Raw genomic sequence first — 17,911 nt, forward strand, 5'->3', positions numbered from 1 at the left:
AAAACAAATATCAATATGACCAGTGTATTTTACCACAAAAATCAGCACAATACAATATGGTCATTATGATTTTTCGTTCCCTTGCTTGCGCAGTTATTGACAAATCCGCGGGGCCAAAATAGCCCCGCAGATTTGCATCATGCTTTTCCCTCAATCAGGTATGGTTTTGGGTTAATTTTCCTTTTTCTTTCCGCACGTTTACCAGAACGTTTGTATAATACTTGTTGTAAGTGCAGCAGCCGATGTTTTCCTGCCTGATCAAAAGTTCAAGACAGTTATCACACAGGGTGCAGAAATGGATGTCTTTCTCATTGCCGTCTGCCAGCTTTTGGGGCAGCAGCGGATCAGCAAAGGACTGGCGTCCAAGGCCAATCATGTCCACAATGCCTCTCTCAATATTATGCGCGCCAACCTTGAACATCGTATTATCCTTCGGATCGATCATCTGCAGGTTTTTATTGCCATTGCCCCATACGGAGTAGTTCGAACCAATCAGCACCGTCTCCGGCTTCAATACCTTCTTGAATTCCTTCTGGAAGTACGGGTGCAGGTAAGCGATATAAGGATAGTTCTTTTCCGCCTGCGTAAGCGTAACCGTGATAGAAGGACTTCCTGCAGACTGAACGATATACTGCGCCCCGCGCTCTTCAAGGCCCTTAATCAGGTCAAGCGGCTCTGTAAGATCCAGAATCGGCGAATCGGGGCCCTCCGTTCCGAAACCGCCCGGGAAGCCTTCCCATGCGGAAATCTTAGAGCCAATCAGGAAGTTCTTATCATTGATTTCTTTGGCAATTCTCTCATACAGATCAAAAGCGAAACGTCTTCTGTTTTCCCAGCTTCCGCCATATTTCCACTTGCGGCTGTTGAACGGGCGCAAAATTTGCGAACCGAGGTAACCGTGGCACAGCTTCATATCGATACCGTCCGCGCCAACGTCATGTGCAATCTTCGCGGCCAGAACAAAATCGTCAATGATTTTATCCACTTCTTCCTCCGAAAGCAAGTCTCCTCCGTAGCTATAGGAAGGCATAACAGTCACCCTGCGCGAAAATTTGGGGTTGCTTAGCTCACCGGAGTGGGTCAACTGGAATACATTCAGTACGTCCTTGTTGACTTCCTTCAACTTCTTCATAAATGTAGTAAGAGCAGGAACGTTCTTCTCCATAATCATCAACTGGTTCATTCGGGAACGGCTTTCCTGTGTGATGGAAATTGCTTCCAGATCGACTAAGCCCCAGCCCCCTTTATACAGATTCTCATATCTCTGTAAAGTAAGATCAGTTGGGTTGCCGTCCGCATCCGCGTCCGTACATTCCATAGCCTGTACAAAAAATCTGTTTTTGCACTCTCTCGTACCGATTTTAATCGGGTCAAGCAGGGTTTCCTTATAACTCATTTCAGTATCCTCCTAAAGATTTCTATTACTTAATTTGATCTAATTTAAATAGGCCTATTTCTCGCAGGGATTGTTGAAGATTTTGTCGCGCCTTCCCTCATAAGGCGCCTTGATTATAAGCGGCTTTAAGAACGCCGATACCTTCTCCACTCCGTCTCCTACGCTCATCGTTACGTCTTCGTGCTCATAACTCAATACGTAATCATATCCTACCATCGACAGCTCCGTAATCACTTTCTTCCACGGCACGCTCCCCCAGCCCGGTATCCGGAACCGGAACGTCCGGTCCAGCCTCTGCCAGTCTCCCTGCATCAGGATTCCTCCATACTGGATATTGTGCTCTACTATCTCTCCGTCCTTTGCATGTACATGGAAAATCCTTTCCCCAAGCTCGTCTACAAAGTTTTCTATCCTCAATCCCAAATATATCAGGTTCGCCGGATCCATATTGAATCCCAGGCACGGATGTCCGTCCACCAGCTCGATCGCCCTCTTGGCCGTATGAATATCATAGATGAAGTTGTTCGGATGCGGCTCTACCGCGAACTTCACTCCGTATTCCTTGAACTTGTCCAGGATCGGCGTGAAATACTTCACGAAATCACGCTCCATCATTTCCCATCCCTGTGGGCATGGAAACGGAAAATACCTTCCCCAGTTCGTCACTCCCGTAAAACCGTTTACCACCGGCACTCCCAGCGCGTTCGCCGCCTGCGCCGTCTTTATAAGGCTCTCCGTTCCGTATTTGATCTTTTCTTCCTTTGTTCCTTTATACAGCCCGTCTGTATCTTCACCCCACGGCCCCAGGATCAGCAGCGAATCCGCATGGTTCGACAGCGCCGAGATCGTGATCCCATAGCCTGACAGCATCTTTTTCAGTTCTTCTGCGTTATTCCCCTTCAGAATCTCGTCACAGTCGAACTGCCCGTTCCCTATATACGCCGGTATCTCCATCATCTCATACCCATGTCTGCTCATGATCTTCGCCACTTCTTCCAGGCTCAGATGCGCATAGTTTGCCGCAAAGAATCCTAACTTCATTTCCTTACCTCCGCATTTCTTTTTTTATTATTTAATTATTATCATTTTCGCTCTTCACAATGAAAAATATCCATAATTACATTGTCCGATTGCAACATCTCCTGATAACGAGGCTCCAGCCGCTTGTCTGTAATCAACACGTCACATGCATCGATGCCCGTAAGCTTTACCGGTCCATTTTTTTCAAACTTGGTGTGGTCAACAATACAAAATGTCTTTTGGCTCACCTGCATCATATTTTTCTTAAATGCCGCTTCGTTCATACTGCAATCCGAAAGCCCATATTCAAGCGAAATTCCATAGCATGAAATAAACGCTTTAGAGGGAATAAATTCCGTATGCATATAATCGGCAATCGAACCGGATAAATACATTTTCTCTTTATGTAATACCCCGCCGCTGCTGATTACAGTCACTTGATTTTCAAGCGTTGATGCCAGTTGGAGCACATCTACAGAATTGGTGAGTAAAGTAACGCTTGATTCCGGATCGATAAAGCGAATCAGGTTCAGAAGGGTTGTGCTATTATCAACAAAAATAGTGTCTCCGTTTTCAATAAATTCCGCAGCTTTTTTGCACAGCTTTATTTTCTCCTTATAGTGCTGCTTTATTCGCAAGGCATGCAGTGTATCCGCTTCCTTCTTTTCGGCAAGCACAGCTCCACCATGGGTGCGCTGCAACACACCTTGCATTTCAAGTTCTTTTAGATCACGACGGATCGTCTCCGGTACAACGCTCAACATTTGCGCAAGTTCGCTTACTTCTGCCTGCCCTTTGGCTTCCAGAAGATCAATAATTTTACTTTTGCGCTCAACTGCCAGCATTTTTGCACCTCCTAACTCGTAGAATATATCGTATTATCCTTGTTTGAAATTGTTGATTTTAGTTGTTTTCTGTTTGTTTAATGCTATAATACAACAAAAACCCACATTCGTCAACTGTTATTTCAAAATATTTCAGATAAAAAGAACGCTTTCTTTTTTCGCTATCTGCGGCAACGGCAGGGCAGTATATTTTCCGCAATAAAAAACAGGAATAAATCTATTCCCGTTTTTTCTCGCTTACTTTTGATTGGCATGCGCCGCCCGTATCATTGCCTTTATATTTTCTATTGGCGTAATTGGCGGCAGATCGCATCCCGGCATCATAACATATCCTCCCTGCAGGCCTCCCGCTCGTGCCAACTCCAGGCAAATAGTATAAATCTCATCCGGAGATTTTTCATTCATAACAGATACAGTCCCCATATTGCCAAAAATTGCAAAATTTCCATCCGCCAACTGCATCGCCGTTTTGAGATCGATTGAATCCAGCGAAAAGCCGTCAATCCCGGAGCCTCTTAAAGGCTTGATACGCGCCTGTGTGCTGCCGCAAATGTGAAGCATCTTGATTTGAGCTTCCCCCTCCAGTAATGTAGTCAGGCTTTTAATGCAAGGCAATGCGTATTGTTCAAACATATCCGGACTGATCAGATCTCCTGAGGAGGAAGGATCTCCAATAAAAACAGTATCGGCGCCCGCTTCAAGGAAAATATGAAAAAATTCGTAACATACGCGAGTCGCAAAATTCAGCAAAGGCCAAATATCCGTCTCTTCATCGTACAGCCCCATCATAAAATCAGTGATTCCGATGAGCTGCGACGCCAGAGTGAAGGGCCCTATGTAATTGATTGCAATACACTTTTCCGCTCCGAACTCTTTTGCAACCAGCCTGGTCTGCTCCAACATTGCCTGAATTCCCGGATCCGCGAGTAAAAATTCCGCGATTTTTTTCTCATCATATTTCTTGATATCCTCCGGACTTTTCAGCAAAGGTTCAAGAACCTCCGGGCAACTGCCCTTAATACTGAAATCTACTTTTCCACCAAGCGCCCGGATTGCCAGATTGTAGCACGCGGGTGCAGTCCATACGATATCGGAATCAAATAATTCGTAGTATTCACGTATCAGGCCCGCCCCATAGTCTTCCATGTCAAATATGTCTTCATAGGAGATTCCTTTTTGATAGACCAGCCATGCCCCTCCATCAATAAACGCTACCGGCGTCCTTGGAACATCCTGAAAATGAACTGCTCTTGTAACGATATCTTTCCCCGTCATATGAAAACCACCCTTCATTTAATTTTATATGCAGCAATAATAGATCCCTGAAGTTAGTTTCATAATATGGTAGGCGCACTTTCCTGTCAACAAGAAATCAGCTTTATATAATATTCTTGTCCTGTGTATATCACTATATAAAACTTACTCTATCACAATACACCTTGTTACCTCCGCTGTATTATAAAAGATTATTGGCAAGACATCTTATACTTCCTATCATACATCATGTGGTACTTAACCCGGAAACGGAAAATACAAAAATCCCACAAGCAATGCTTGTGGGATTGAGCCGCGAATACGTCGCGACGTTTTGGAGGCGCCACCCAGATTTGAACTGGGGATGAGGGCTTTGCAGGCCCCTGCCTTACCACTTGGCTATGGCGCCATTATGGAGCGGAAGACGAGATTCGAACTCGCGACATTCGCCTTGGCAAGGCGACGCTCTACCACTGAGCCACTCCCGCTTATTCTTCCTTCCGGGCCCGAAAGCCCGAGAAGGATTCTATGGCGACCTGGAAGAGACTCGAACTCTCGACCTCTAGCGTGACAGGCTAGCGTTCTAACCAACTGAACTACCAGGCCACAGAATAAATACCAATAATTGAATGGTGGGAGTAACAGGGCTCGAACCTGTGACCCTCTGCTTGTAAGGCAGATGCTCTCCCAGCTGAGCTATACTCCCACACATCACATGTGCACTGAACTCACAGTGCGTTTATTATTTTATTATAAACTCTTGCTTCTGTCAAGACTTCATGAAACTTTTTTATAATTTTTCCGCATTGAGGCTGCTCGAATCTATCCGATTACGCGTCTTCGCCATCCTCATCGTCCTCATAATAAAGTTGCTGGAAAATTGCCCACAACTCATCCAGCTCTTTCTCCGTTTCAATTGGAAGATAAACATCCCCTTCGTCATCTTCCTGAATCCGCATGATCAGGACTTCCCCTACATCAAATTCCCCTGTTTTTTCAATGGGCGTAAAGGCAACATAAAATTCTTCATCCACTTCAAACGTAAGCAAATGTTCAAATTTTAATACGTTTCCATCTTCATCCTGCATTTCGATTAAGTTCATCTCTTCTTCGCTCATTTTTTTCTCCTTATAAACTATCCATGTAACCTTGCAAAATATATACGGCGGCAATCTTGTCTACAACCGCTTTTCGTTTCCTGCGACTCATATCGGCCTCGAGAAGGGTTCTATGGGCACTTTTGGTCGTAAGCCGCTCATCCCAATAAACCAATTTTCTGCCACAAGCTGTTTTCAATTTTTCGGCAAAATCCTGTACCTTTTCGGCCTGTTCGCCAATCGTTCCATTCATATTTTTCGGCAGCCCTACAACAAGCGTCTCTACATCCTGTTGATTCATCAATTCACAAAAATATTGGATATCCGATTGCTCGTCCCGGCGCGTATAAGTCTCTATCCCTTGCGCAGTAATCATCAACAGATCCGAGAGCGCCACCCCAATCCGTATGTCGCCTACATCCAATCCTAAAACTCTACCCACACATTTCTCCTCATGTACAAAAAATCACGCCTGAAAATTTGGTTCAGGCGTGATTCAATTGTTTTACATTTGCTTGATATAATAGCTTACAAGCTCTTCCAGCAATTCGTCACGGTCTACACTCGCAATCAATGAACGCGCGTTTTTATATCCCGTCACATAGGTCGGGTCGCCGGAAACGATGTAGCCTATCAGCTGATTTACCGGGTCGTATCCCTTTTCACGCATCGCCTCGCTTACAATGCGAATGATACCGCGCACAGGGTTTTCCAACTCCTTATCAAAGTTGAACTGCATCGTCTTATCAAAATCTGACATTGCCCCGCCTCCTTCATTGCAACTGCTTGCTTTTTATTATACCCTAAACACGTTAAGAAGTAAATCGCTATTTATTCTGTTCAAGAACCTTATGCAATGCTGTTTTAAGTGCATCCTCGGCAAGGAGCGAACAATGCACTTTTTCGGCCGGCATTCCGCCGAGTTCTTCCACAATATCGTTTTTTGTGATTTTAAGTGCCTCTTCAACCGTTTTGCCTTTGACCATATCTGTAAGTACGCTTGAACTGGCAATAGCGGCAGCACATCCGTATGTCTGGAATGAAATATCCTGGATAACGTCTCCATCCATTTTTAGATAAACTGTTGTAGTATCTCCGCAAGTCGGGCTGCCCGCCTCGCCTACAATATCCGCATTCTCCATAACCCCTACATTATGGGGTTCCTGAAAGTGTTTAATCAATTTTTCCGTATACATCCTGTTATCTCCTTTTCTTTATGCGTGCATCTGCTGAAACAGCGGCGATATTTTCCGCAGGCGTTCCGCAAGCTGCACGAGCTCATTTACCGTATAATCTATTTGTTCTTTTGTAGTTGTCTCACCCATTGTAAAACGAAGCGCTCCCTTGGCAATTTCAGGCGGAATGCCCATTGCCAGAAGTACATGCGAAGATTCAAGTGAACCACTTGCGCATGCAGACCCACTGGAACATTCAATACCCGCCAGATCCAAGCTCAGCAAAGATGCCTCCGCCTCAATAAATTCCAGCGAGATATTGACATTATTGCACAGCCGTTTTTCTGGATGCCCATTCAACTTCGTATACGGGATTTTCTCCACAATTTCACGAATCATGTAATCCCTGAGCTCTGTAAGCCGGATATTTGTCTCTCCAAGCGCCTCTGTCGCCATAGTTAACGCCTTCGCAAGGCCAATAATTTCCGGAACATTTTCCGTACCCGCACGCCGTTTACGCTCCTGTGCGCCGCCATGCATCAACCGTTCTATCTTTACGCCATTGCGGATATAAAGCATCCCGATTCCCTTTGGTCCATAAAACTTGTGCGCTGAAATCGATAACAAATCCACATTATCTTCCTGCACATTGAGAGGCAGATGGCCTGCTGCCTGCACCGCATCCGTATGAAAAATCACGCCGGCTTCACGCGTTACCCTGCCAATCTCGGCAATTGGGTTAATTGTACCCACTTCATTATTTGCATATACCACTGAAACAAGCACCGTATCATCGCGTATTGCATCCTTTACCTGCTGCGCCGTTACCATTCCATATTCGTCTACCGGAAGAAAAGTAACGTCATAGCCGTTCTTTTTCAGGTACTCGGCAGTATCCATAATGGCATGGTGTTCTACTGCCGTTGTAATCAGATGCCTGCCCTTTGCCCTGTTGGCCTCCATCGCACCTTTGAGCGCCCAGTTATCGCTTTCTGTCCCGCATGCGGTAAAATAGATCTCGTTGCTGTATTTCGCTCCGATGCATCCCGCAACCTCTTCACGCGCCTTATCAAGCGCATTTTTCGCATATCGTCCACTTTCATACATGCTTGACGGATTGCCAAAGTGCTTCTTATAATAGGGCTTCATCGCCTCAAGCACTTCATCTTTGACATAGGTTGTTGCTGCATAATCCAAATAAATTCTGTCCATCGCATCTACCTTCTTTGGTCTAAAATTTTATCCGTTTAATTTATAAACCGGCCATTTTTCCCTTAAACAGCTTTTGTTTCGAGATTGATAAACGATCCCATTGCTCCTGTGTTTCCTTGGTCCCTACGATGGGAAAAAAACAGATCCTCCCGCATATAGGTACAAAGATCCGCACACGTAATATTTTCCAGCGAAACACCTGCCTGATCAAACTGTTTTAGAATTGCATATTGCAGATCGACATATAGTTTTCTCTCTTTCCGCACCACCGCTGCGCCGCCGAAACGTTCGCTAAAAGGCTGCGCTACATCTTCCTGCACTTCGAAACAATCGGTCATGATATGCGGGCCAATCCCAATCAACAAATCATCCGCCGAAGTATGGTAATCATGGAAGAAGACATTGGCAACCTTCGCAGGAAGGCCGCTGTAAACACCCCGCCATCCGGCATGACTTACACAGGCAATCCGCTGTTTTTTATCCGCAAAAAAAACAGGAACACAGTCCGCATGCAGAGTGACTGCCGTAATTCCCGTCTCACAAATAATCATTGCATCACAAGGAGGCAAATCATTTTCGCGCACAATACCTTTGCCTGCATCTTCAGCCGATGCTTTGCATATGCCGTCGCCGTGCGCATAATTAACCAGTGTCAAAGATTCATAGGGTACGTCCAAAGCCCTGCATACGCGCCGGTAATTCTCTTCCTTATTTTGAGGGGAATTTTCCCTCGTCTTACTCAAATTGAGGGATGCATAGCACCCTTTGCTCACGCCGCCTTTACGTGTAGTGTAACAATGTTTCTCAAAGCCAGCCTCCAAAAAAGAAGGGATTGTTAAAAAGGAAACGCCAGCTTTTGTTTGCAACAAAAAACCGCGTTTAACTTTGTCCTCAAATATATTCATTTATTTCTCCGTCAAAAGCCTGTTGAGTTCTTCCCGAAATGTGTTGATGTCCTTAAACTGACGGTAAACGGACGCAAAGCGCACATAGGCTACTTCATCCAGTTTTCTCAGCCCGTCCATTACAATTTCGCCAACTTCATGTGATGTGATTTCCTGACTGGGCGCATTATAAACGGAACGTTCAATCTCATTAATCAGTTCTTCAATGTCCTGAAAAGATACTTCCCGTTTCTCGCACGCCTTTACAATGCCTTTCTTAACTTTTTCTATATCGAATACTTCCCGTTTCCCATCTTTTTTGATTACAAAAACAGGAAGGCTCTCGACCTTTTCATAGGTTGTAAAGCGCTTCCCGCATTTCAGGCATTCCCGTCGCCTGCGGATGGAAGTTCCCTCATCGACCGGACGCGAATCGACTACTTTGCTTTCCGGAAAATCACAATAAATACATTTCACTTATTTTTCCTCCGCAGAAATTAGATTTATTGTGTTAAGTATACCATATTCCGGATAGAAATGCATAATTTTTCAATTATTTCGCGTCATTATCCATATCAGCCTTTAAAAGTTCAATAAATTTTCGTTCCACCTTGCTGACACATGATTGTGACACCCCGGCAATTGCTGCAACGGCTTTTTGGCTTTGTTCCAGTTTCCCATCAAGGCCAAATCGTAAATATATGATTTTTTTCTGTCGGGAAGGAAGTTGATCTGCAATTTCCGTGAACTTGCTTCGATTAATTTTCCGTTCCATCTCCATCCATACCAAATCTTCTTCCGAACAAAAAAGAGCCTCCTCTTTCCACTTCTCAAGAGGCACTTCCGGCTTCGTGTTTTTACGCAGATACATCAGTATTTCATTTTTTATACAATGAGAAGCATAGGTAGAAAATTGCACATGTTTCAGAGGATCAAAACTATCTGCCGCTTTAATCAATCCGATGCTTCCAACAGACATTAAATCGTCAAATTCCGCTGTTTTACCAGTATATTTTTTTGCAGTAAAAGAAACGAGGGAAAGGTTATCTTCGATCAACGCCTTCTTTTCCCGCTGCCTCCCACTGTCTTTCTGTTTGAGTCCTTTTGTCGGGAAAAGCGGCGCAGGCATGTTTTTCTTATCATACATCTGTTTTCTCCTTCCGTTTCCCCTTATGTGTCTTTTGCTGTATGGTAACATTCTTTGTGAATCAAACCGTGTCGATTTGTGTAGGTTTTAATGAAATTATTTAATGAAATTTTATAATTCTCTATGTTTACATAATAAACAACCACCAGCCAAGCTGGTGGTTGTTCATATGCGGGCAAAGCCCTCTGTTCTTCGCGACACGTCAAACGTGTAAAACGGTCTGCCAGTTGCGATACTATTACTTGCCGCCCGTAAACGGGCTGAATCCCGGTATCGTTAACTGCTCACCTAATTGATCTTCCTTTAGTTGATTCTGTATATACTCCGCAATTCGGCCTGCGTTTTTTCCTGCTGTATCTACATAATATCCTCTGCACCAAAATTCTCGGTTCCGATATTTGTATTTCAATTCGCCGAATTGCTCATATAGCATCGTACTGCTTTTTCCCTTGAGATATCCCATAAAACTCGATACTGCTATTTTCGGTGGTATCTCAACTAACATATGCACATGGTCGGGGCACATTTCTGCTTCTATTATTTTTACCCTTTTCCACTCACACAGTTGTCTTAATATCTTTCCTATTGCCGCTTTCTTTTCTCCATAGAACACCTTTCTACGGTATTTGGGTGCAAATACTATGTGATATTTGCAATTCCATTTGGTGTGCGATAAACTATTTATGTCATTCATGCTCATCTGAATGTCCTCCCTTTGTATTTTTCTTGCAGTTGGCAGACCGCAAGCTCATTATACCAAAGGGAGTTTTTTTTTATTATCGCCAGTAGGCTTTCTCTGAACCACTCGTCTAACGAGTGGTTTTACGATACAACCAAAAAAGACCCTTTTCTTCAAGAAAAAGGCCTTCTTTATAGATTCTAAATTAATAATCCGTACGGTTTCTTCTGGGTTTCTTCTTCAGGAAAGAAGGAATCTCGAGATCTTCGTCTCCAAAGGTTTCCAACGGTTCTGCTTCCCTTGTTCCCGACTCTTTCAATTCCGGCATAGGCGAGGTGTTCGAATTAAAAGTTGCCTTCTCACGGTGCGGAATTTGGGGTTCCAGATTAAGAGATACCTCATCTGTAAATTCAATCTTTTCTTCTACCTTTTGTTTTTGAACCTTCGGCATGCCAACGGTTTCAGGTGCATCAAAACCTGTTGCAATCACTGTGATGCGCACCTCGTCATCAAGGGAAGGATCAATGCACACACCGAAGAACACATCCGCCTCCGGATCCGCTCCTTCCTGAATAATCTTTGCAGCTTCCTGTATTTCATACATGCCAAGGGAGGGATCCCCAGTGACATTGAAGATAATACCACGCGCACCTTCGATCGTCGTATCAAGCAATGGACTGTTAATTGCCTGTTTTGCAGCTTCAACCGTTTTGTTTTCCCCATAGCCGATCCCAATGCCCATATGCGCAATACCGCGAAGTGTCATTACTTTCTTCACATCCGCAAAATCCAGGTTAATCAGAGCCGGCTTACCGATCAAATCAATAATTCCCTGTATTCCCTGCCGCAGCACGTCATCCGCTACTCGGAACGCATCGACAAGCGGGGTATCTTTGCCAACCGTATTGAGGAGCTTATCGTTGGGGATCGTTACAATTGTATCTACCACCGATTTTAAATCTTCAAATCCAGCTTCCGCAGCCTTTGCACGCGGATGTCCTTCAAACCAAAACGGCTTAGTCACAAAGCCAATGGTAAGACAGCCGTCTTCTTTTGCAATTTCTGCAATAACCGGCGCGGCGCCTGTTCCCGTTCCACCCCCGAGGCCGCACGAAACGAATACAAGATCCGCTCCTTTGACAGCCTGCTCAAGCTCGTCACGGCTTTCTTCCGCCGCTTTACGCCCGGTTGACGGATCCGCCCCTGAACCAAGACCTTTTGTAAGTTTTTCACCAATCTGTATTTTCTGGTCAGCTTTTGATAAAAAGAGAGCCTGTTTATCAGTATTGACTGCAATGAGCTCCGCTCCCTTTACGCCAAACTCTATCATTCTGTTGACAGCGTTGTTTCCCGCACCGCCCACGCCAAAAACGCGAATCTTTGCGAAATTTTCACTGTTGTTATCAAATTCGAGTGACATTTGTTTTCCTCCTTGGTATGGATAAATTATTCAAACAGTACATCCTGCCCTCTTCCAAAAAAACCTTTCTTTTTGGTCGGAGGTTTACTCTGAATGTAACCGTCATACGCATATTGCATCAGCGCATACGCTGAATGCATATCCGGTGGTTGTAGCTTTGTATTCGGAACTTTAATGAAAGTCGGAATCCTGCCGGACACTGCCCGAAAAAAACTATCCGATCCTTTCATGAATGCAAGCCCTCCGCCCGTGAGATAAATATTGATCTTCCTGCCGATTTTGGCTTCCGCTTTAGCGATATGTTGACCAATATACATAATTAGGTGTTCAACCCGTGCGTCAATGATCTCTTTCAAAAGGTCATACGGATACTTCTTAAGCTTTCCTTCCGCATCCTTAGCAAACAATTGAGAAATGCTGTTATTATCGCTCAGTCCAAACGTATAACGGCGCTTTAATTGTTCCGCTGTTTCCGCTTCCACCTTCATTGCATAGGAAATGTCGCTTGTAATATGCCCTCCACCCATCGGAATAGTGGCAAAATACAAAATGGAGTCGCCATAGACGAGCGAAATATTGGTACTGTAATAGCCAACATCCACCAATGCCGCGAAAGAATCCCTCTTCTCCGCCGAAAGCAAATAAAGCGCTTCTGCGAGCGGCTCAGGAATAAAATAATCCACACGAACTCCTAAATGATTCAAAAGATCCATCACATCTTTTAGAAAGAACTTATTGGCAAATGTAAATGAAACACATCCCCGAAGGTTCTTCGTGGGAATATCGTAAGGTTCCAAATACACATTCTTGTCATCAAGAAGAAACCATGCGGGCCATTCATGAACAAGTGTCAGGTCGTCAAGGATATCAAAGCGCCGTGCGCGGTCAACCAGCCGGTCTACATCACGCTCGGAAACTCTCCCTTTTACCGGCACCTGTGCAGTTTGGGTAATCACTTTAATAAAAGAACCCGGTATCCCGACATCAGCGCTTCTGATACGGAATCCGGTCTGCCGTTCGCATGATTCCAAAGCCTGCTCTAAAGCATAAATTACATTCTTGGAATCCACCCAATTTGACTTTTTAATTCCCGCATAAGGAATTTGCGCGTACCCTAAAACTTCCAGCCCCATGCGCTGCTTTTTTTCAGCGACGGTGCAGGATATTTTCGAAGTACCAAATTCGATAACTGTTTTGAAATCTCTCATTCAAAAACCAACCTTAGCATCCTGTTTCTTTTCTCCAGCAGAAACCATTATGCATATAATATCACATTTATTTGGAAAACGAAACACTTTTGTATATTTTTTACCACATTTGCCGCTTCATTAACCACATCAGCAAACGAAAACTTTATTCTCCACTCCCCGGGTCCGTTGAACTTTCTCCATCCGGTTCGGTGCCGCCGTCGCCAGACTGGGCAGGATCATCCTGTGTTCCACCGTCCTGGGGCGTAGCCGTACTGTTTTCATTGAGCTGGTATGTCGCCGATATTCCCAGCGTTACGTCAAGAATTCCCCCCGCGTCTCCACTCGCAGCTAACTTTGGAATCATGCGCTTAATCATTTTTACTTTATCGGTTATTTTGTCCGATTGGCCGAATTTAATCTCCAGGCCATCCCGTGTCTTCATTTTGATATTATTTATATCCGTCAGGTCAATTGTTTCTATCAGGTCTTTAATTTCTTTTTCAGTCAATGCGTTCATCAGTTCCGTATAAACCGTCAGTTTAAAACTGTCCTGTGTAGATATCTGTTTTCCAAGATTTACCGCGTCAATCACAAATCCATTCACTACTGGATATGGTTCTGCGGGCAATTCCGCTATCATCTCCATTACATTGGCATTGGCATCTGCAAGGAGATATTGATCTGAAGCGGAGATAACAGCCATAGGCTGACGCTCCGTGACATGGACAACCAACGTTTTAGGATATTCTTTGGTAATGCTGTCTACCTCCAAATATGGCTCCGTCTCAATTTTTTCTTTAATTTCATCCGTATCTACAAAAAACATATGTGTCTTCGGCTGGATATCGGCCAGCTTCGCAATATCCCCATCAGAAAACGAAGGGTGATCGCCCTCCACTTTAATTTTCTCCACCTGAAAATAAGCATAAGTAAAATATCCCGCTCCCGCAAGCAGCAAAATCACCAATACGACCGTTAATATTGTTTTTCCGACACTATGCGCTTTTCGCCGTTCCTTCATGATTCCTCCATTATGTCTTCTGACGCGCTGTGTTTGCCATCATAATACGCCTGCCCTGTTTCGATATATTGAGCAAAATCCCAATCATACTCATAAAAATAACCAAGGAAGAACTTCCGTAGCTGATAAACGGCAGGGATACGCCCGTTGGAGGCAGCGACGCAGTCACTACACCTACGTTAACCACTACCTGTAAGCCAATCAGCGTGATAATACCCGTCGCAAGCATTGTCCCAAACAGATCCGGTGCAGTTGCTGCGACCTTAATTCCCCTGTAAATCAGAAAAATAAATAAAGCGAGCAATAAGACTGCGCCTACCAATCCAAGTTCTTCCGCGATAATTGAAAAAATAAAATCCGATTCGCCATAAGGAAGCCATGAAAGCTTTTGGGTTCCGTTTCCGATACCCTGACCGAATAACCCGCCCGATCCTATACCATACAAAGACTGTATCACCTGATAACCGTCCCCCGTTGGGTTCTGCCATGGATCCATAAAAGAAGTAACACGGGCGACCCGATATCCCTCCTGCAGCATGAGAACGAGTATTCCTACAACGCCAATCGCACCAATTGCGGCAAGGTGCCAGCCCTTTACGCCCCCTACAAAGATCATGATAAACGTTAGCGCGCAAAGGACAATAATCGCAGAATAATTTGGCTGAAAATACAGCAGGATGCAAATTGGAAAGAGCGCCAGAAGCGGCGGCAACACCCCGTGCCGCAGGGTATCCATACGCTTGCGGTTGAGATAGACCGAAGATGCAATAAAAATAATTAATGCAATTTTGGCGATTTCCGCCGGCTGGATACTGATTCCCAATACCCGAATCCACCGCGAGGATCCGTTCAGATTTACACCAACACCGGGAACAAGCACCGCGATCAAAAAAACTCCGGCTACTGCCAAAGCAATATAGCGAAGCTTAAATAGTTTTTTATAATCAAAAAACGCAAAGAAAATCATTGCGACCAGACCAATTGCCGCACCGAACAACTGCTTTTTAAAAAGTGCCAAACCATCGTAATCATAGTCTTTGGATGATTGCGCCATATAGTAACTGGCACTGAATACCATAATTATCCCATATGCGATTAAGATCAGGGTTACAATTAAAATCGAGTAATCAATTGATCCCTTTTGCAAGATATTTTTTTTCTGCATATCAAAGTCCGTTCACAATTTCCTTGAAGATACGCCCCCGCTCCTCAAAATTTTGAAACATATCCCAACTGGCGCATGCCGGGGACAATAACACGTTATCTCCTTCGTTAGCTATACTGTAGGCTTTTAGAACCGCATCTTCAAATCCGGTCGCCCGGATATAATTCTGATAACCGCATTCCTCCGCTGCATCAATTAGTTTCCCTGCCGTATCACCCAAGACAATCACCGCTTTAATCATGGGTGTAAACGCCTGATAGAGAGGGACAAAATCGCTCTTTTTGTCATATCCTCCCAAAATAAGTACTGTTGGCGCAGCCATCGCACGAATCGCATTCAGTGTCGCATCAGGATTGGTTCCCTTGGAGTCATTGATAAATGTCACGCCATTCACCGTGCGTACAAATTCAATACGGTGCTCTACCCCCGGAAAAGTACGAAGCGTATTCGCAATCACATCTGCCGGTATTCCATACAGACAGGCAAGTGCCGTCGCCGCTAACGCATTTTCAAGATTGTGACGGCCGGGAATCCGAAGCTCCTGCGCCGGCATAATATCAATTTCTTCCCCATCCAGCGAAAAGCGAATGATTCCGTCTGCCACATACGCGCCGTTCGGCGGAATGGTAAGCGCACTGAACCATACGACTCCGGCCCTGATTTGATCTTCCAGCCCCCGCACAAGGCCGTTATCGTAATTCAAAACACAATAATCTTCCTGCGTCTGATTTTTAAAGATCTTCGCTTTTGCCGCAATATAGTTTTCCATAGTGCCATACCGATCCAGATGGTCTTCCGTAATATTCAAGATCGCGCTTTCACGGGGTCGGTAAGCTTCTATAGTGTCAAGTTGCAATGCGGCCGTTTCCGCAACTACTACGTCGCCTGGCTGCGTCTGCATGGCTTCCTGAGTAATGGGTACGCCGATATTTCCAAGTACATGCGTCGGAATGCCGGCATTTTTAAAAATTTCGCCGGTAAGCGCTGTCGTAGTTGTTTTTCCATTCGTCCCTGTAATTGCGATAAAATCAGCTTTTGAAACTGCAAAGCCCAATTCAATCTCAGCAATTACGCGCTTCTCAAGTTCATAAGCCTTGCGAATAAACGGCAAGCCAAGCGGTACGCCCGGGCTTAGAACAAGAATATCCATGTCCGAAACTATTTCTGTAGGATCCTGGCCCAACATATCGTGGTAAGAATGTCCATCAAGTTCATGAAGCAATTCCGCCGGCAAATCTTCCCGTTTCTTCACATCGTAAATCGTTACATCGGCGCCGAGCTTACATAAAAGCGCTGCTGAAGAAATCCCGCTTTTCGCCATGCCGATAACAAGTACCTTTTTATCTTTGTAATCCATTCTCTGCCTCCTGAAGTGCGCTTAAAACGAAAAGAAAAACAGCAGAAACGCTCCCACGCATAAAAGCGTCGTTGCAATCATATAACCTGTCACAACTTGTGTTTCACTTGCACCGCCGAGTTCAAAGTGGTGATGCAACGGAGCCATGCGAAATACACGTTTCCCACGCAATTTGAATGACCCGACCTGTATGATAACGGACACTGCCGAAAGCACAAACATAAAGCCCATAACCGGCAGGAAAAGCTGCATTCCCGTCGCAATACCCATCGCGGTAAGTGCTGCGCCGAGTGCGAACGCCCCGGTGTCACCCATGAAAACTTTTGCCGGATGCGCATTAAAGCAAAGAAACGCGATGCACGATCCAGCTACCGCGGCGGTAAACATGGTCATATTAGACATATCCGCCACGACTTCCGTGTCCGTCATGGCAACTGCTCCTATTACGCTTAACACAAAAATCAGTAAAAATGTAGAGGAATTAATCAGCGTAATGCCGGTTGCCAGTCCGTCGAGGCCATCTGTAAGATTCACGCTATTTACCATTGCAAGAAGCACAAACATCGTAAATGGGATGAAGCCCCACCCCATCTGCCAGATGGAGGCAGAAAGCGGGATAGCGACAAAATCAATTCCCAGCCAGTAGTAAGCTAGGCACGCGGCCACTGCCGCGGCAATAAGCTGCAGCACAATTTTTTGCCATGCCCGGAGCCCGAGCGAACGCTTTTTAAAGAGTTTCAGTCCATCGTCCAAAAAGCCAATCAAGGCAAACGCCAAAACTGTGATCAGGGCAAATAACGTATATTTAATATCTCCCGAAGAAAAAATAAAACTCGATGCAATAATACCAACCAGCATTGCAATGCCGCCCATGGTAGGCGTGCCTTCTTTTACCAGATGGGTTTGCGGGCCGTCATCACGCACATGCTGGCCCGCCTTCGCTTTTTTTAAAATCGGAATTAAAATCTTTGATGCTACAAAGGTAATTGCAAAGGCAATCAAAACCGTAAGCAGCATATTCATTATAAAATTCATGGAGCCAGTCCCTC

General features: G+C 44.9%; 19 protein-coding genes and 4 tRNA genes. All 23 read right to left on the reverse strand.

Annotated elements, in window-relative coordinates; translation table 11 throughout:
- Positions 1-154 precede the first annotated feature (154 nt).
- Positions 155-1,396, reverse strand: a complete 1,242-nt coding sequence (locus H8S18_RS03025) for an oxidoreductase (RefSeq protein ID WP_186856813.1) — start codon at positions 1,394-1,396, stop codon at positions 155-157.
- A gap of 54 nt (positions 1,397-1,450) precedes the next feature.
- Positions 1,451-2,437, reverse strand: a complete 987-nt coding sequence (locus tag H8S18_RS03030) for a sugar phosphate isomerase/epimerase family protein (protein ID WP_186856799.1) — start codon at positions 2,435-2,437, stop codon at positions 1,451-1,453.
- A gap of 41 nt (positions 2,438-2,478) precedes the next feature.
- Complete coding sequence (locus H8S18_RS03035) at positions 2,479-3,261, reverse strand: DeoR/GlpR family DNA-binding transcription regulator (RefSeq protein ID WP_186856814.1); 783 nt, start codon at positions 3,259-3,261, stop codon at positions 2,479-2,481.
- A gap of 237 nt (positions 3,262-3,498) precedes the next feature.
- Positions 3,499-4,536, reverse strand: a complete 1,038-nt coding sequence (locus H8S18_RS03040) for a uroporphyrinogen decarboxylase family protein (protein WP_186856815.1) — start codon at positions 4,534-4,536, stop codon at positions 3,499-3,501.
- Positions 4,537-4,850: 314 nt separating this feature from the next.
- Positions 4,851-4,924, reverse strand: a tRNA-Cys gene (locus H8S18_RS03045).
- A 4-nt stretch (positions 4,925-4,928) separates the two neighbouring features.
- Positions 4,929-5,003, reverse strand: a tRNA-Gly gene (locus H8S18_RS03050).
- A 41-nt stretch (positions 5,004-5,044) separates the two neighbouring features.
- A tRNA-Asp gene (locus tag H8S18_RS03055) sits at positions 5,045-5,121 on the reverse strand.
- 24 nt (positions 5,122-5,145) lie between these two features.
- Positions 5,146-5,221: transfer RNA gene (locus H8S18_RS03060), tRNA-Val, on the reverse strand.
- 124 nt (positions 5,222-5,345) lie between these two features.
- The gene (locus H8S18_RS03065) at positions 5,346-5,633 is read right to left on the reverse strand and encodes a DUF1292 domain-containing protein (protein ID WP_186856816.1); all 288 of its coding nucleotides are present in this window, start codon (positions 5,631-5,633) and stop codon (positions 5,346-5,348) included.
- 10 nt (positions 5,634-5,643) lie between these two features.
- The gene (gene ruvX / locus H8S18_RS03070) at positions 5,644-6,054 is read right to left on the reverse strand and encodes a Holliday junction resolvase RuvX (RefSeq protein WP_186856817.1); all 411 of its coding nucleotides are present in this window, start codon (positions 6,052-6,054) and stop codon (positions 5,644-5,646) included.
- Between the two features lie 63 nt (positions 6,055-6,117).
- Complete coding sequence (locus H8S18_RS03075) at positions 6,118-6,372, reverse strand: IreB family regulatory phosphoprotein (protein ID WP_066521288.1); 255 nt, start codon at positions 6,370-6,372, stop codon at positions 6,118-6,120.
- Positions 6,373-6,439: 67 nt separating this feature from the next.
- On the reverse strand, positions 6,440-6,808 hold the full coding sequence (locus tag H8S18_RS03080; RefSeq protein ID WP_186856818.1) for an iron-sulfur cluster assembly scaffold protein: 369 nt from the start codon (positions 6,806-6,808) through the stop codon (positions 6,440-6,442).
- Positions 6,809-6,826: 18 nt separating this feature from the next.
- A complete protein-coding gene (nifS, locus tag H8S18_RS03085) occupies positions 6,827-7,999 on the reverse strand; it encodes a cysteine desulfurase NifS (protein WP_186856819.1) in 1,173 nt (390 codons plus the stop codon).
- Between the two features lie 62 nt (positions 8,000-8,061).
- Positions 8,062-8,904, reverse strand: a complete 843-nt coding sequence (locus H8S18_RS03090; RefSeq protein WP_186856820.1) for a polyphenol oxidase family protein — start codon at positions 8,902-8,904, stop codon at positions 8,062-8,064.
- Positions 8,905-9,360: a transcriptional regulator NrdR gene (nrdR, locus tag H8S18_RS03095; protein WP_186856821.1), complete on the reverse strand. Its 456-nt coding sequence runs from the start codon at positions 9,358-9,360 to the stop codon at positions 8,905-8,907. It lies immediately after the preceding gene.
- Between the two features lie 76 nt (positions 9,361-9,436).
- The gene (locus H8S18_RS03100; RefSeq protein ID WP_186856822.1) at positions 9,437-9,940 is read right to left on the reverse strand and encodes a sigma-70 family RNA polymerase sigma factor; all 504 of its coding nucleotides are present in this window, start codon (positions 9,938-9,940) and stop codon (positions 9,437-9,439) included.
- A 328-nt stretch (positions 9,941-10,268) separates the two neighbouring features.
- On the reverse strand, positions 10,269-10,724 hold the full coding sequence (gene tnpA / locus H8S18_RS03105; RefSeq protein ID WP_186856952.1) for an IS200/IS605 family transposase: 456 nt from the start codon (positions 10,722-10,724) through the stop codon (positions 10,269-10,271).
- Between the two features lie 190 nt (positions 10,725-10,914).
- Positions 10,915-12,129 carry a cell division protein FtsZ gene (gene ftsZ, locus H8S18_RS03110; RefSeq protein ID WP_186856823.1) on the reverse strand — a complete coding sequence of 405 codons (1,215 nt, stop codon included), beginning with the start codon at positions 12,127-12,129 and terminating at the stop codon, positions 10,915-10,917.
- Between the two features lie 26 nt (positions 12,130-12,155).
- Positions 12,156-13,337: a cell division protein FtsA gene (locus tag H8S18_RS03115; protein WP_186856824.1), complete on the reverse strand. Its 1,182-nt coding sequence runs from the start codon at positions 13,335-13,337 to the stop codon at positions 12,156-12,158.
- A 145-nt stretch (positions 13,338-13,482) separates the two neighbouring features.
- Complete coding sequence (locus H8S18_RS03120) at positions 13,483-14,340, reverse strand: cell division protein FtsQ/DivIB (RefSeq protein ID WP_186856825.1); 858 nt, start codon at positions 14,338-14,340, stop codon at positions 13,483-13,485.
- Positions 14,341-14,350: 10 nt separating this feature from the next.
- A complete protein-coding gene (gene ftsW, locus H8S18_RS03125) occupies positions 14,351-15,487 on the reverse strand; it encodes a putative lipid II flippase FtsW (RefSeq protein ID WP_207721628.1) in 1,137 nt (378 codons plus the stop codon).
- Positions 15,488-15,506: 19 nt separating this feature from the next.
- The gene (gene murD / locus H8S18_RS03130; protein ID WP_186856827.1) at positions 15,507-16,862 is read right to left on the reverse strand and encodes a UDP-N-acetylmuramoyl-L-alanine--D-glutamate ligase; all 1,356 of its coding nucleotides are present in this window, start codon (positions 16,860-16,862) and stop codon (positions 15,507-15,509) included.
- Between the two features lie 21 nt (positions 16,863-16,883).
- Positions 16,884-17,897, reverse strand: coding sequence for a phospho-N-acetylmuramoyl-pentapeptide-transferase (mraY, locus tag H8S18_RS03135; protein ID WP_186856828.1), 1,014 nt, complete (start codon positions 17,895-17,897; stop codon positions 16,884-16,886).
- Between the last annotated feature and the right edge of the window lie 14 nt (positions 17,898-17,911).

Source organism: Christensenella tenuis (genome assembly GCF_014287795.1).
In the GTDB taxonomy this organism is placed as follows: Bacteria; Bacillota; Clostridia; order Christensenellales; family Christensenellaceae; genus Christensenella; species Christensenella tenuis.